Raw genomic sequence first — 13,561 nt, forward strand, 5'->3', positions numbered from 1 at the left:
ACAGGACGAACCTTGCATATGCGACGCGCCGCGAGTGCTGAGAACGTGGACGAAACCGCACGCCGCGATGAAGGCGGCGGTAAGAACGTTCTCACTCGGGCTATCACCGGCCCACTCCTTTTCGTGTTCATCCTCGGAGACGTTCTGGGCGCCGGAATCTACGCGTTGGTGGGCGTCATCGCCGGTGAAGTCGGTGGAGCCGTCTGGGTACCACTGCTGGTAGCGCTGGTCATGGCGTTGCTGACCGCAACGTCGTATGCCGAACTGGTCACCAAATATCCGCGAGCGGGCGGCGCAGCAGTGTTCGCCCAACGGGCGTATCGGAAATCACTGATCTCGTTCCTCGTCGGCTTCTCGATGCTGGCGGCCGGTGTAACGAGCGCAGCAGGGCTCGCCCTCGCATTCTCGGGTGACTACCTCAAAGCCTTCGTCGACGTCCCGACCGTTCCCGCCGCGCTCGTCTTCCTTCTCCTGGTGGGACTTCTCAACGCCAGAGGCATCAAGGAGTCGATGCGCGCAAATGTCGTCATGACAGTCGTGGAGGTCACCGGACTTGTCCTGGTTGTCGTCCTCGCGTGCATAGTTCTCGGGCACGGCACCGGAACCTTGAGCCGCGTCGTCGAGTTCGACGACAGTCGATCACCTGCACTCGCCGTGTTGGCCGCTGCATTGCTCGCGTACTACTCGTTCGTCGGTTTCGAAACGTCCGCGAACGTCGCCGAAGAAGTGAAGAACGTGAGCAAGGTCTACCCGCGTGCACTCTTCGGAGCCTTGCTGACGGCCGGCGCCGCCTATGTCCTTGTCGGCCTGGCTGTCTCGGTGGTCCTGCCCGCAGACGAACTCGCCGCGTCCTCCGGCCCCTTGCTGGCGGTGGTGTCAGCCGCCGACGTCGGCGTTCCTCCTCGCCTGTTCAGCCTGATCGCTCTGGTCGCCGTCGCCAACGGCGCACTGCTGACGATGATCATGGCGAGCAGGCTCACGTACGGAATGGCGTCGGAAGGCTTGCTCCCCAGCGTATTCGCGCGGGTGCTGCCGCGGCGCCGGACCCCTTGGGTGGCAATCATCGCGACCACCGCCGTTGCCATGGCCCTGTGCGTCACCGGCTCGTTGTCGGCCCTGGCGGAGACGGTGGTACTCCTGCTTCTTTTCGTATTCATCAGCACCAACATCGCGGTCCTGGTTCTACGTCGTGACGTAGTGCAACACAAACACTTCCGAACGCCGATCATCTTTCCGATCCTCGCCCTCGGTACGTGCGTTGCGTTGCTCACCCAGCAGAGCGCCGCGACATGGTTGCGCGCATCATTACTCTTGGCCGTCGGAGTTGTGCTGTACGCCCTCTCCCACCGGCGATCCACGAAGTAAGGTGCGAAGTTCACGAGGGGGTGTGATGACCGACAGTTCTGACGCACCAGATGTAATTCAGCGTCGAGAGCGAAAGATCGACAGGCGAACCCTGACGTACGGCCTGTCAGTCGTACTGGCTACCGCGGTATTGGTTATCGCGATCGTGTGGTTGGGCTCGCGACGAGGCGAATGCTTCGGCACCGACACCTTGCTGTGCTCACAGAAAGATCGCCGGCTGGCGGTGTTCGTCCCGAGCCTCGTGTTGCTGCTCGGCTCCGTAGGCGCGTTCTTGCGATCTTCCCTGCGATTGCACCGCCTGCGGCGCCTGTACATCCGGCCGTACATGGCATGGCTCCTGACGGGGCTCACCGTCGTGTATCCGGCAGGAGCTTACCTCCTGATCTATGGATGAAAACCTCTGAATACGTCTGTTCGACAAACAGATTCACGGCAAAGGTTCACAACCCTGGGTCAGAATCGCTGATCGTCGATCGCAGTGAGGACTACTTCCCGCATCGCCGACGAAGCCGACAAACTCGAAATCGTGCGCACCGTATCCACAACGTCATGCACCGGGACCAGAGATCCCTCTCCCCTGGCGGCAGCGACGTCTCGGGGCACATCGAGTCCGTCTTCTGTATTGAGATATCCGAGATGCAGGACAGTCACTGCGAGTCTGTCCTTCCGATAGCCCTCTCTCAACGCGTCGGCGATGCCGTTGATCCCGAACTTCGATGCACCGAACGCAACCTCCGGCCTACCGCTTCGCGGGAGTCCCGAGGTGGACCCGGTCAAGATGATCCGAGGTCGAGGACGGCCGATCATTCGCGGGATCAGGCGCTTGAGTACAAGAATCGTGCCCGTGATGTTGGCATTGATCATTTCCAGCATGTCGACGTCGGATTGATCTGTGAACGCATAGTCGGAAGTGAAGGCGTCGCCTTCCCAGATTCCGACGTTGCAAATCAGTGTGTCTACACCCCCGACAAGCTCCTGATCGATCGAGTTCGCTGCCCTAACAGGGTCGGTCAAGTCTGCTTCGATCCACTCGGAGACGTCGAACCCGCCAGGGCGCCGACGCGAGATGCCGAGAACATCGTGGCCATCGCTCCGCAATCCCTCGATCAACGCACGACCAAGACCTCGGCTCGCACCGACAACAACCGCCCTCGCCACAATTACACCCTTCGTCGCTCGCTCGAACGGATCCTATCGATCCAGCCGTCGCGGGTAGTTTCGTCGAGACGCGAGAAATTCGGATTCGCACCGTAGTGCAGCTGGACAACTGCGGGCTCGCCACTATTTCAGAGAGTGGCTGCGTGCGCACGTCGCCGCCCTGACCGCCCGACATGAAGCCGGCCGTGAGAACGAATAGAAGGTCACCGATGCGCCGACGAATTTCATCGACGCGCAGCTGCGAGGAATCGTGGGGATCGAACTGCACGTGGCCCGTGCAACGGAAAAGCGAAGTTGAACCAGAACCGCTCCCCAGGGGATCGCCGCCGGTCTCGACAACGGTTGACCGGTGACGCCGTCGTCGGGTCCTGCATTGCACACCGGTCCGGCATATCGGAATCGAAACCTCGAAGTGGCCTGCATCTCACTCGTCCAGGCAACGACTCCCGGTAAGTCGACCTCACTCGTTCGTTGTGGTTACTACGCGGTAGGTCGGGGTAGCCCGCGTAGCGGCGGTGGCTCCGCGACCCGCGGAGCACTCGTCGAGCAGAAGCTGAACATCACGTAAAGCACGCACCGACGAAGGGACGACCCCGTTATGAGCAACTCCGAAACCACGTCCGCCTTGATCACGCAGCTACGCAGCCTCCTCGGACTGACGCACGCCGAGATCCAGGTCGCCGAAACGCGCGTCGCTCAGGCCAGAACCGAAGCCGTTCGACGCGAACTCACGGAAAACGCAGAGAACGGTCGTGAAAGGGCCGGTTCCATCGAGTCCACAATTCGCGATCTGGGTGGCGTACCTGAATTGGTCGGTCCGTTCATCGGGCGAGCGACAGCAGGAGTGAAAGCGATGGTCGAACAGGCCCAACCTTTCGACGAAGCTGTACTGGGTGACCTTGCGCTCGAACATCAACTCCTCGACCGCTCGCGCTACCTCAAAGCCCTGGCCACAGCCGGAGGCGATCAGACCGTCGCCACATTGGCCGATCGACTCATCACCGCGCACTCGGCGACTGTGGAGTGGCTGACCACCGTCCTGGCCGAAGAGGCGCTCGGGGGCCCGGCAGCTTTGCGTCGCACTCCCTTCCAAGCGGCCACAGGCGCAGCCATTCGACTGGTGAACGTTCCCGTCTCCTGGTCCACTCGCAGCCTCGACCGTGCGATCGACGCCGTTCGCACCTCGCCGCCGGTATTGGGCGAGCTGATCAGCTGGGGTGCGTATGCCGGCGACGTGACCGTGAAAACGCTGTCTGCCAGTAGGGACGCGGCCATTGCCACTGCAGAGAAGGTCACTCGCCGAGAGGGCGCGGACGGCGCCGCAGACGTCTTCCGTTCGGTACGAAAGTCGAGTGGGCTACTCGACCCCACTGAACTTCCCATCGAAGACTTCGACGAACTCAACGTCGCGCAGGCCGTCTCAGCGGTGAAGGAACTGACCGAGGCCGCCCAGGTGCGAGATATCGTCGCGTACGAGGAAGCGCACAAGAATCGACATGGCGTTGTCTCCGCTGCTCAGGCAAGACTGGCAGCGATCGCCCAGGAAGTCGTCGGTATCAACTAGATCATTCGACCGCGACGCTCGGCGTTGTCTCGTCGAACCCGATGCGCGAGATCCAGACTTACGAAACCGAATCGAAAGGCACGAAACATGGTCGAAGTCACCCGAAAGTTCACCGCCGAAGTACCGATCGAGAAGGCGGCCGCGTTTCTCCGCGACTTCGCCAACGCCCCACTGTGGGATCCGGGCACCGAGAGTTGCACCCAGACCTCGGATGGCCCGATCGGTATCGGAACCCAGTGGCACAACGTGTCCAAGCTGTTCGGCATCGGCACCGAACTGACGTACACCTTGGTGACCGACGAGCCGAATCACATTGTGCTCGAAGGAAAGAACAAGACCGCCACGAGTACTGACGACATCACCTTGACGGCAATCGGCGCGAACTCGACTGAAGTCGACTACCGAGCGAACGTCGAATTCAACGGCGCTGCCAAGATCGCCTCCCCACTGTTGAAAGCGGGATTCGAGGCCAAGGTGGCACCCGAGACAGTCAAGAAGATGACCGGGGCTCTCGAGGCCCTCTGATCGGCACGTTGCGTCAGGGTTTGGTCGCCGACGTCAGCGCCGATTCGCGATCCGTCGAACCCAGCGCAGCTCGCGCGGAATCGAGAATTGCCTCGGAGAGGGGGGATCCCTTCGTAGCTCGCGCGAGGACCAATGCGCCGAGCATGGTGGAGAGCCGGACGAGACCGGCCGCTTCCTCGTCAGCCAGGGCTGCGGCAAAATCACCCACGCCCTCCGTGTAAACCCGACGGGCCCCGCTGTCTGCAGGCTCGCGCGCCATGTCGGCGGCGAGCGCGGCAGCGGGGCATCCGTCTGCCGGGTTGTCGCGATGCTCCACCGAGAGATAAGTGTCGATCAGAGCTTTCCGGGCAGAGTCACGTTGCCCTGCATGCTCTTCGAGCCCCGCACTGTGAAGCTGAGCCAACTCGGCAAAAGCATGGGCGGTAGCTTCGTCGATCAGCGCATCCTTGGACGCGAACTGCTTGTAGAAACCACCGTGGGTCAGTCCCGACGCCTTCATCAAGTCTGCGACGCTGAGGTGAGTGCCCTTCTCACGGAACAGACGGGCGGCATTTTCCACGACGCGTCGACGGTTCTCTTCCGCTTGCTGCTGCGATACGCGGCCCATCAGCATCCCTCCGGCTTGGATTTCACTTGACATCTATCTTAACTCGATCTTAGATTACATTCATAATCTAAATGTCGGAGCAGCCGACGCTAGCCGCAGCACTGGGAGAAATCATGGAACTGAACAACACCGTTGCCGTTGTGACCGGAGCCAATCGTGGACTCGGACGGCATTTGGCCGCGGGACTCGTCGAGCGCGGCGCGAAGGTGTACGCAGCCGCCCGCAATCCGGAAACTGTCGACCTGCCCGGCGTGATTCCCCTGAAATTGGACGTGACGGACGCCGAATCGATCACGGCGGCGGCCCGAATCGCCTCGGATGCGACCTTGCTGGTCAACAACGCCGGTATCTCCACCTCCGCGGCCTTGATCAGCGGCGACATCGATGACGTTCGACGCGAGATGGACGTCAATTTCTACGGCCCACTCGCCGTGACCCGAGCGTTTGCTCCCGTCATCGAAAACAACGGAGGCGGAACAGTACTCAATGTTCTCTCAGTACTGTCCTGGTTCCATCCTGCCGCACTGGGGTCTTACGCGTCATCGAAGGCCGCGGCATGGGCGATGAGCGACGCCGTTCGAGAAGAACTGGCGCCGCGCGGAATCTCCGTCTCGGCACTCCATGTCGCATACATGGACACCGACATGGCCGCGGGCGTACCGGCCGAACAGAAGATCGATCCTGCTGATGTCGCGGCGCAAGCACTGGACGGCATCGAAAGCGGGCTCGCCGAAATTCTCGCCGACGACACCACCCGGTACGTCAAGCAGAGCCTGTCGTCGTCGAACTCCGAGTGACCGAAAGACTGTCGACGGGCGACACTCATCCCACCGATTTGAGACTGGCCAATCTGCTCAGAATCGGTGCCCGCCAAGCCTCGAGATCTTCGGGACCGTTCTCTTCCCACAACTCGTGCAACTCCGACGTGTCGCTGTCGGAGACTGCGCGCTCGAGAGCGTTGAGGATCCAGGTTTTCTGCTCCGGGCTCAAGGTTCCGGCGTACCCCGCGGCGTCAATCTCGTCCAGCTGCACGGGCTTCGGCGCAACCCCGTGCGCAACCGCAAGAATCTCGGCGACAGCGATGGCTGTTTGAGCATCATCGGCATCGAGGTAGCCGTCGTCGGGGTGGCGAGCGTAATCGTCGATGTCGTAGTCACCCGCCTGTATCGCGCTGAGCAGGTCGCCCGCTACGTCGTTGTCGAAAGGTCCTGAACCCCAAGTCCCCATGCTGTCTCTCCGATCCGTGCCCGCGTCATCTGTCGTAGCGATAGTAGTGAATCACCGGCCTCGGCCAGGCTCGTCCGGCTGAAAGTGCTGCGTTCGCCGTATATCGACTCAGCGCAACGGGACGCGAATGATGCGGTCGTCACCGGGGTTCGGGTCGCCACGACCGTCCGTGTTGTTCGTCAATATCCACAGCGACCCATCGGGAGCGAGGGCCACGTCTCGAAGGCGTCCGTATGTGTCGACGAAGAACTCGTCGGCCGTTGCGAGATCGGTCAGCGGCACAACCCGGAGCCGCTCGCCACGAAGATTGGCGATGTAGATCGTGCCGTCGTGGATGGCGATTCCGCTGGGGCTGGCATCATCCGGTGACCATTGCTGGAGCGGGTCGATGAACCCGTCCTCGCCGGCAATGCCTTCGACCTCGGGCCACCCGTAGTTTCCGCCTGCTTCGATTTCATTGAGCTCGTCCCAGGTATCCTGCCCGAACTCGCTGGCGTACATCGTGCCGTCCTCGGCCCAGGCAATGCCCTGCGAGTTGCGGTGGCCATAGCTGTAGACGCGCGAGCCGGCAAACGGATTATCTTGCGGTACACCGCCATCCGGAGTCATTCGAAGGATTTTCCCGGACATCGAGTCGAGGTCCTGAGCCCTGTCTCGACTACCGGCATCACCGACGGTGGCGTACAGCATCCCATCCGGACCGAAGGCGATGCGACCTCCGTTGTGGTAGTTGGCCGAAGCGAGTCCGTCGAGAATCGTCTCGGCCGGCCCGAGACCAAGCGCTCCGGGATCGCCGGTGATGTCGAAGCGCTCGATCCGGTTTTCCCCGTTCGCGGTGAGGTACACGTACAGACGATTTTCATGTACTGCGATTCCCAGGAGACCGCCCTCGCCCCTAGGGCTGACACCGTCGATGACTCCCACCTCACGGGTGATTCCGCTACCGTCGACTTCGAGGATTCGCGCGCTGTCGCGCTCGCTCACAAGTGGCGTCCGGCCGTGGAAAGCGATCGACCAGGGCGCGTCCAAGCCGTCGGCGACGGTCTCGGGTTCGCCGAAGGCCACGGCAGGCGCCGATCGTGTTGTCGTACTCGCCCGCGGATCGGGCCCTTCAGGATCCTCGCTACCGCAGGCCGTCAGAAAGGCCGAGACGAGCACGGCGGCACCAAGCCCTCGGATCTGTCGTCGTGTCATGGGCGCGCCTCCCCGGTTCAGACGGTATCTAGCCCGACGGTAGCGCGAATTGGCCCCGAGAACGGGGCGATACTCTCTGGACGGTCGCGGATCCCCGACAACATTCCGGTTGACGATGGCGTTCGACGCCACTGCAACTGATCAAGGAACCCCTCGGCTACCAACGACAGATGCTTCTGGTCTATCGAAGTCCATACTCACTGATCAGGGCGAATGCGTATGTTCCCGAAGTTGGGATGGTCACTTCACTTGCTGCATAACTGCTTTGACCAATATGGCCGCAACATGAGCACTCCTCGACCGACGTGAGCCTTCGTTCGGAAACATTGTACGAGTGAATGTTTCAAAGCAATCCACGACTGCGCTACTTCGCAGCAAAGTCACTCGTCGCTACCTACGGTTGCGTACTGAATTCCTTGTGGGGCAGGCTTTCTGTGTACCGCTGACGAGCCGTATTGCTGACAAGCCGTATTGCTGACGAACCAAGGTCGGAGAACAATGGGTCACTACAAAAGCAACGTCCGTGATATCGAGTTCAATCTGTTCGAGGTACTCGGGATCGGCGAACTGTTGGATGCCGGTGCTTACGGGGATCTCGACACCGACACTGTGCGCAACATTCTTGCCGAGGTAGCGAGGCTGGCGGAGGGCCCGGTCGCCGCGTCCTTCGCCGACGCAGATCGGAACCCTGTCGAATTCGACGCACCCAATCACGCGGTCGTGGTCCCGGAACCGCTACGCAGGACCGTCGAGGCGGTGAACGAGGCCGGTTGGTCTCGGCTCGGTCTACCCGAAGGCATGGGCGGTGTCCCCGCTCCGGCGCCGCTGGTCTGGGCGATCGGCGAGATGTTGGTCGCGGCAAACGGATCGGCGAGCTTCTTCAACATGGGCCCGCTGATGGCAAGCGTGCTCTACTCCATCGGAAACGAACAGCAGAAACATTGGGCCAAAGAGGGATTCGAGCGCGGCTGGGCCGGAACCATGGTGCTGACGGAACCCGACGCCGGATCCGATGTGGGCGCAGGCCGAACAAAGGCGATCGAGCAGGGCGACGGTACGTGGCACATCGAGGGTGTCAAGCGGTTCATCTCCGGCGGCGACGTCGGAGACACTGCCGAGAACCTCTTCCACTTGGTGCTTGCACGACCCGAAGGAGCAGGCCCCGGAACCAAAGGGCTGAGCCTGTTCTACGTTCCGAAGTTCCACTTCGACTCGGAGACACTCGAACTGGGCGAGCGCAACGGGGTATACGTCACCGGCGTCGAACACAAGATGGGCCTCAAGTCATCCCCGACCTGCGAACTCACGTTCGGGGCCACGGACGTTCCCGCGGTCGGCTGGCTCGTGGGTGATGTGCACAACGGTATCGCCCAGATGTTCCAGGTCATCGAGAATGCACGGATGATGGTGGGCACCAAGGCAACAGGAACATTGTCCACCGGCTATCTCAATGCTCTGGAGTACGCAAAAGAACGAATTCAAGGTGCGGACCTCACCGAACTGACAAACAAGACCGCACCCCGAGTCGCGATCACGCACCACCCCGACGTCCGACGCAGTCTGGCGATGCAGAAGGCCTACGCCGAAGGCCTCAGAGCGGTCTACCTCTACACCGCTGCCCATCAGAATGCCGATGTCGCCGAATTGGTTTCCGGTGCAGACGCCGAATTGGCCGCGCGGGTCAACGACCTACTGCTGCCGATCGTCAAGGGCGTCGGCTCCGAGAAGGCCTACGAACTGCTCACCGAGAGCCTGCAGACCCTGGGCGGCTCGGGCTATCTTCAGGACTACCCCATCGAGCAGTACATCCGCGACGCCAAGATCGACACCCTGTACGAGGGCACCACGGCAATCCAGGCGCAGGACTTCTTCTTTCGAAAGATTGCCCGCGACCGCGGCGTTGCACTCGCTCACGTAGCCGGTCGCATACGAGAGTTCATCGACAGCGAGGCCGGGAACGGTCGTCTCAAGGCCGAACGAGTCCTACTCGAGACCGCGTTGACCGACGTGCAGGAGATGGCCGGGACGCTCACGAGCTACCTGATGGCTTCCCAAGACCAGCCTTCCGAGTTGTACAAGATAGGCCTCGGCTCGGTGCGCTTTCTGTACGCGGTAGGTGACCTGCTCATCGGATGGCGACTGCTCGTGCAAGCCGAAGTCGCGTTGGCAGCCTTGGATCGTGATGCGTCGGCAAAGGACCGGTCGTTCTATCGGGGCAAGGTGGTCGTCGCGTCGTACTTCGCGAAGAACATCCTGCCCGTCCTGGCGTCGACCAAAGAAATCCTGGGTTCCCTGGACAACGAGATCATGGAACTCGAGGAAGAGGCGTTCTGACAACATGCCACAGTGAAGGCATGTATATGCCCGACTTCGACTACGTGAAGGTATGGAGCTTTCCGATCATGGGGCCGGATGCACCAGACGACGCCCCTACCAACGTCGTCGAGGCGTGCCAGGCCGTCGGCAGGGATCTGCAATGCCGATGGCAAGGCCCTGATACGTACATGCAGAACTGCGTGTGGACGGTGTCGATGCTCGATGACGGTCAGTGCCACCTCGCGCTCGACGCTGGACCGCGGCCGAAGCACAAGAGTGCAGGAACCAGCCCGCTGAGGGGCTTCGGGTGCGGCGGGCCGCACGTCGAACAGTCTGCACAGGAACTGAGGGCCTTGATCGCCGGAGAAGTCCAGGATGAGCTGGCCGGCGGATTTCCCTTTGTGCACTGGCCCATTGAGAAGGACCGATTTCTGATGCCGTCATTGCGAGACGGGCGCGCGGTATGGGTGGTTCGTAGCTCGAATCGCATTGTCTCCGAGATCGGCGAACTCTGCCCGAGATGAGGATGCTTGCTGCGTGATTCAACCGTGGTCGGGGACCGGCGACGGAATCTTGTTGGAACGGTATGAGTCTCCGCGACGGGTCGGCCGCCAGAGACGCCAGTGTTTCGCTGACAGCCGGAACGGAAGATGGTCTTGTAGGTGACGAGCGCCGGACGACAACCGTTCGTCTGCAGGCAGATTGAGCCACAGGGACAGTGAGGATGCCGCGTTGCCGAGGGTCGCGCGTATTCCAGATTCGCCCAGAGTCCGGCCGTATCCATCCACGGCAAAACCGCCGAACATGTCCGGGGTGATGTCGGGATACGGCGCGCGGGTGTCCGGGTCGATCAGGCGCACGGGCGCGCTGTACGTCAGTGCCGCCAAAGAATGTCCGTAGGTTGTGACCGCATCGGACCGGACAAGCACACCGAGCGCGTCGTCGACGAAACCAGGTGGGACGTTCCATTCGGTATGGGTTTGCGCTTTGAGTCGTGGCCCGCCGAAGATCCCGGTGGCAAGCTCGAACAACTGCTCGGTCGGCGCGGGCGGCCCACCCTTGTGAATCTCGAACGTCCAGGACGGCAACCGCACTGGTTCGACACAGGCCTCCAGGAATGTATGCAGGCGTTGAGATGCCACGTCGGGACGTTTGGCTCGAAGCGAGTGTGCGCCACCGGGCAACCCGTCGTACGTCACTACCTCCGGCACTGTGATGTCGGGTGTCCGCGCCATCACAGATTGATCAATCGCGTAAGCACTACCTCTGCCGGTTCGGCAGTGGCGTGACGGTACCCGGTGCCGGCCCACAGGTGCATGCGCTCGGGGTCTCCCTGTGCAACAGCGGCTTTGCGCATCGAGTTGGTCAGATGATGGATGGCTGGATATCCGATGGGCGCCTGTGAATCGTAGCGGTCGATGAACTCGTTCCGAAGTGCCCGTGCGGGACGTCCCGTGAAAGCTCTTGTGACGACGGTCTTTCCGCGCGAGGCGTCGGCCAGGACCGACTTGTGTGGAGCCGAGGCACCACTTTCCTCGGTGCGCAGCAATACAGTACCGACTACTGCGGCCTCCGCTCCGGCATGCAAGGCCGCTGCGACGTCGGCGGACGTTGCGAGTCCACCTGCCGCCAACAGTGGAACCGACGTGCGGTGACGGATCCGAGCGATCAGTTCGGTGATCGGTTTTTCTACCGGAACCTGCAGGGGAGTAATGGTTCCGGAGTGACCACCGGCAGCCGAAGATTGCACGACGAGCAGATCAGCACCGGCGTCGACGGCAAGAAGTGCCTCTGCCTCCGAGGTCACGGTGAACACGACAGTCGAACCGGCCGCGCGCAGTGCCTTGACGATGCCGGGGGCGGGAAAGCCGAAAGTGAAACTGACCACCGGAACCGGGTTTGCCAGGAGGAGATCGATCTTGTCCTCGAAATAGTCGTCGTCCTCGACCGGTTCCCCGACGGGAAGTGTGACGCCGTAACGATCTGCCTCTACCTGTATCGCCTCGGCATAGGTTCGGAAGGCGGTGGCGTCGACAGGTACCGGGTTAGGGGCAAAAACATTGACACCGAACGAGACTCCCTCGGTGCGCATAGTGTCCATCTGGTCGGAGAGAGCCTGTGGCGTCTTGTATCCAGCGGCAAGGAAGCCGAGGCCGCCGGCGCGCGCGGCGGCCACGACAAGAGCCGGTGTCGATGCTCCACCGGCCATAGGGGCCGCGATGACAGGGACTTTCAGGTCGAGATCGGTTGTGAGTGCACTCATTCGAACATCTCCAGTCCTACGCCGGACAGTGCTCCGGCGGTTTCGTCATCTGACATCAAAAACTACCTTCTCATTCGAGGTGGCCGTCCGAGGGCCCGCATCGAGATCGGAAGGGAATCGGTATCGCAAGGCTGCGGCAGCCACTGCCGCGGCAAAGACGACGGCACTTCCGAGCAGCAGAGCGTCGCGGTACCCGTCTCGTAGCAGCGGAGTGACAACGAGCGGACCAAGAATCTGACCGACGCTGTACCCAGCAGTCAGCAACGCCACTGCGCGAGGGAACTGCAGGTGCGCGCCGATGGCCAACACGATCGACCCGACACCGAGGAAGGTCACTCCGAACAGGAAAGCGGAGATCAACGCAGGGCCGACGCCGCCGATCACAGCAGGAAGCGCTATGCCCACCGCCTGAATCAACAGTGCAGCCAGCAGCAGAGTCGGCCGCGACCAACGCAGGCTGAGCCAAGCCCACAAGGCGCATGACGGAAATGCAGCCAACCCGACCACTATCCAAGCACCACTGCCCACCCATTCGGGTGCGGCGAGATCGATTGCGGCAACAAGGAACGTGCCCGCGATGATGTAGCCGATGCCTTCCAGGAAATAGCTGATGAACAAGGGCGTGAACCACCGGCGTGTGCGTTGGGAACCGATAGTTGCGGGTGCGTCCGGTGTGATGATCGGACGTGGTTCCGGTGTCAGTCTCCAAGCTACGACCGCGCACACCGCTGCGAGGGTCGCAGATGCCAGCCAGGCTGTACTCCAGGTACCGATGAAGCGGATGACGAACACGAGGACACCGGACAAGGCGATACCCAGCCCGACTCCGCCGAACCCCCACCCGGCCAGGAATTGGGACGTTCCCCGAAGGTGGGCGTGCAAAGCGCTGACGGCGATCATGAAGACGAGTGCGCTGGCGACGCCTGCGACGAGCCTGAGGACAAACCACATCGATCCGTCGTGTGTGGTGGGCATGAGCACCAACGTCGCAATGAGAACCACCGACGACGTACGCATCACCGCTGCCGAACGCACCACCCCGGGAATGAAGATTCCCGCGAGCGCACCGATGAGGTACCCGACGTAGTTGGCCGTGGCCAGGGTGGCGCCGAGCGAGGCGGACATACCAGCCTGAGAGTGCATCAGCGGCAGGATCGGTGTGTAGACGAACCGACCGATGCCCATGCTCGCGGCCAACGCAGCGCCGGCTTGGACTGCGTGCGTTCGCGGAGAAGTCGCGCTCTGGGCTGAGGTCATGGACTTATCCTGTGCCTCGTTCGTGCCGGACCGCCACGACCGCTTTGCTCCTGACTGATAGGCGCAACCTCCCACCGCACGTAGC

General features: G+C 61.8%; 15 protein-coding genes. 8 read left to right on the plus strand and 7 right to left on the minus strand.

Annotation, left to right across the window (positions count from 1 at the left end; genetic code table 11):
- Positions 1 to 18: 18 nt before the first annotated feature.
- Together DBV08_RS09095 and DBV08_RS09100 are read left to right on the plus strand one after the other, a co-directional pair.
- A complete protein-coding gene (locus tag DBV08_RS09095) occupies positions 19 to 1,365 on the plus strand; it encodes an APC family permease (RefSeq protein ID WP_124567298.1) in 1,347 nt (448 codons plus the stop codon).
- Positions 1,366 to 1,390: 25 nt separating this feature from the next.
- A complete protein-coding gene (locus DBV08_RS09100; RefSeq protein ID WP_095971722.1) occupies positions 1,391 to 1,759 on the plus strand; it encodes a hypothetical protein in 369 nt (122 codons plus the stop codon).
- A 59-nt stretch (positions 1,760 to 1,818) separates the two neighbouring features.
- Here the strand turns inward: DBV08_RS09100 and DBV08_RS09105 are convergent, their stop codons facing one another.
- Positions 1,819 to 2,523, minus strand: coding sequence for an SDR family oxidoreductase (locus DBV08_RS09105; RefSeq protein WP_124567225.1), 705 nt, complete (start codon positions 2,521 to 2,523; stop codon positions 1,819 to 1,821).
- A 349-nt stretch (positions 2,524 to 2,872) separates the two neighbouring features.
- Here DBV08_RS09105 and DBV08_RS09110 point away from each other — a divergent pair, with 349 nt between their 5' ends.
- The 3 genes from DBV08_RS09110 (at position 2,873) to DBV08_RS09120 (ending at position 4,612) form a co-directional block, all read left to right on the plus strand.
- Positions 2,873 to 3,091 carry a hypothetical protein gene (locus DBV08_RS09110; RefSeq protein WP_124567226.1) on the plus strand — a complete coding sequence of 73 codons (219 nt, stop codon included), beginning with the start codon at positions 2,873 to 2,875 and terminating at the stop codon, positions 3,089 to 3,091.
- Between the two features lie 30 nt (positions 3,092 to 3,121).
- Entirely contained in the window at positions 3,122 to 4,087 is a 966-nt protein-coding gene (locus DBV08_RS09115) for a ferritin-like domain-containing protein (RefSeq protein ID WP_124567227.1), read from the plus strand.
- Positions 4,088 to 4,174: 87 nt separating this feature from the next.
- Positions 4,175 to 4,612 (plus strand): SRPBCC family protein, encoded by a 438-nt coding sequence (locus tag DBV08_RS09120; protein WP_124567228.1) that lies wholly within the window; start codon positions 4,175 to 4,177, stop codon positions 4,610 to 4,612.
- Between the two features lie 13 nt (positions 4,613 to 4,625).
- Here DBV08_RS09120 and DBV08_RS09125 read toward each other — a convergent pair whose 3' ends face one another.
- Complete coding sequence (locus tag DBV08_RS09125; protein WP_221621594.1) at positions 4,626 to 5,252, minus strand: TetR/AcrR family transcriptional regulator; 627 nt, start codon at positions 5,250 to 5,252, stop codon at positions 4,626 to 4,628.
- An 80-nt stretch (positions 5,253 to 5,332) separates the two neighbouring features.
- Here DBV08_RS09125 and DBV08_RS09130 point away from each other — a divergent pair, with 80 nt between their 5' ends.
- A complete protein-coding gene (locus DBV08_RS09130) occupies positions 5,333 to 6,016 on the plus strand; it encodes an SDR family oxidoreductase (RefSeq protein ID WP_124567229.1) in 684 nt (227 codons plus the stop codon).
- 25 nt (positions 6,017 to 6,041) lie between these two features.
- Here the strand turns inward: DBV08_RS09130 and DBV08_RS09135 are convergent, their stop codons facing one another.
- Positions 6,042 to 6,446, minus strand: a complete 405-nt coding sequence (locus DBV08_RS09135; RefSeq protein WP_124567230.1) for a DUF4259 domain-containing protein — start codon at positions 6,444 to 6,446, stop codon at positions 6,042 to 6,044.
- Between the two features lie 108 nt (positions 6,447 to 6,554).
- The gene (locus DBV08_RS09140; protein ID WP_124567231.1) at positions 6,555 to 7,640 is read right to left on the minus strand and encodes a sorbosone dehydrogenase family protein; all 1,086 of its coding nucleotides are present in this window, start codon (positions 7,638 to 7,640) and stop codon (positions 6,555 to 6,557) included.
- 498 nt (positions 7,641 to 8,138) lie between these two features.
- On the opposite strand from DBV08_RS09140, the gene DBV08_RS09145 reads away from it, so the two are divergent.
- Together DBV08_RS09145 and DBV08_RS09150 are read left to right on the plus strand one after the other, a co-directional pair.
- On the plus strand, positions 8,139 to 9,974 hold the full coding sequence (locus DBV08_RS09145) for an acyl-CoA dehydrogenase (protein ID WP_124567232.1): 1,836 nt from the start codon (positions 8,139 to 8,141) through the stop codon (positions 9,972 to 9,974).
- A 20-nt stretch (positions 9,975 to 9,994) separates the two neighbouring features.
- Complete coding sequence (locus DBV08_RS09150; RefSeq protein WP_124567233.1) at positions 9,995 to 10,480, plus strand: hypothetical protein; 486 nt, start codon at positions 9,995 to 9,997, stop codon at positions 10,478 to 10,480.
- A gap of 18 nt (positions 10,481 to 10,498) precedes the next feature.
- Here DBV08_RS09150 and DBV08_RS09155 read toward each other — a convergent pair whose 3' ends face one another.
- Genes DBV08_RS09155 through DBV08_RS09165 form a run of 3 tightly spaced genes read right to left on the minus strand, consistent with a single transcriptional unit; the run spans position 10,499 to position 13,476 of the window.
- Complete coding sequence (locus DBV08_RS09155; RefSeq protein WP_124567234.1) at positions 10,499 to 11,194, minus strand: hypothetical protein; 696 nt, start codon at positions 11,192 to 11,194, stop codon at positions 10,499 to 10,501.
- The gene (locus DBV08_RS09160) at positions 11,191 to 12,219 is read right to left on the minus strand and encodes a nitronate monooxygenase family protein (protein WP_124567235.1); all 1,029 of its coding nucleotides are present in this window, start codon (positions 12,217 to 12,219) and stop codon (positions 11,191 to 11,193) included. The genes DBV08_RS09155 and DBV08_RS09160 overlap by 4 nt, the downstream gene beginning before the upstream one ends.
- A gap of 45 nt (positions 12,220 to 12,264) precedes the next feature.
- Positions 12,265 to 13,476: a YbfB/YjiJ family MFS transporter gene (locus tag DBV08_RS09165; RefSeq protein ID WP_124567236.1), complete on the minus strand. Its 1,212-nt coding sequence runs from the start codon at positions 13,474 to 13,476 to the stop codon at positions 12,265 to 12,267.
- Positions 13,477 to 13,561: the final 85 nt, after the last annotated feature.

This window comes from Rhodococcus sp. KBW08 (genome assembly GCF_003852455.1).
Classification (GTDB): Bacteria; Actinomycetota; Actinomycetes; order Mycobacteriales; family Mycobacteriaceae; genus Rhodococcus_F; species Rhodococcus_F baikonurensis.

Excerpts from the sequence above, each read along its gene's own strand:
- DBV08_RS09095 (WP_124567298.1), top strand. The coding sequence starts at position 19 with ATGCGACGCGCCGCGAGTGCTGAGAACGTGGACGAAACCGCACGCCGC.
- DBV08_RS09100 (WP_095971722.1), top strand. The coding sequence starts at position 1,391 with ATGACCGACAGTTCTGACGCACCAGATGTAATTCAGCGTCGAGAGCGA.
- DBV08_RS09115 (WP_124567227.1), top strand. The coding sequence starts at position 3,122 with ATGAGCAACTCCGAAACCACGTCCGCCTTGATCACGCAGCTACGCAGC.
- DBV08_RS09120 (WP_124567228.1), top strand. The coding sequence starts at position 4,175 with ATGGTCGAAGTCACCCGAAAGTTCACCGCCGAAGTACCGATCGAGAAG.
- DBV08_RS09125 (WP_221621594.1), bottom strand. The coding sequence starts at position 5,252 with ATGTCAAGTGAAATCCAAGCCGGAGGGATGCTGATGGGCCGCGTATCG.
- DBV08_RS09130 (WP_124567229.1), top strand. The coding sequence starts at position 5,333 with ATGGAACTGAACAACACCGTTGCCGTTGTGACCGGAGCCAATCGTGGA.
- DBV08_RS09135 (WP_124567230.1), bottom strand. The coding sequence starts at position 6,446 with ATGGGGACTTGGGGTTCAGGACCTTTCGACAACGACGTAGCGGGCGAC.
- DBV08_RS09140 (WP_124567231.1), bottom strand. The coding sequence starts at position 7,640 with ATGACACGACGACAGATCCGAGGGCTTGGTGCCGCCGTGCTCGTCTCG.
- DBV08_RS09145 (WP_124567232.1), top strand. The coding sequence starts at position 8,139 with ATGGGTCACTACAAAAGCAACGTCCGTGATATCGAGTTCAATCTGTTC.
- DBV08_RS09150 (WP_124567233.1), top strand. The coding sequence starts at position 9,995 with ATGTATATGCCCGACTTCGACTACGTGAAGGTATGGAGCTTTCCGATC.
- DBV08_RS09160 (WP_124567235.1), bottom strand. The coding sequence starts at position 12,219 with ATGAGTGCACTCACAACCGATCTCGACCTGAAAGTCCCTGTCATCGCG.
- DBV08_RS09165 (WP_124567236.1), bottom strand. The coding sequence starts at position 13,476 with ATGACCTCAGCCCAGAGCGCGACTTCTCCGCGAACGCACGCAGTCCAA.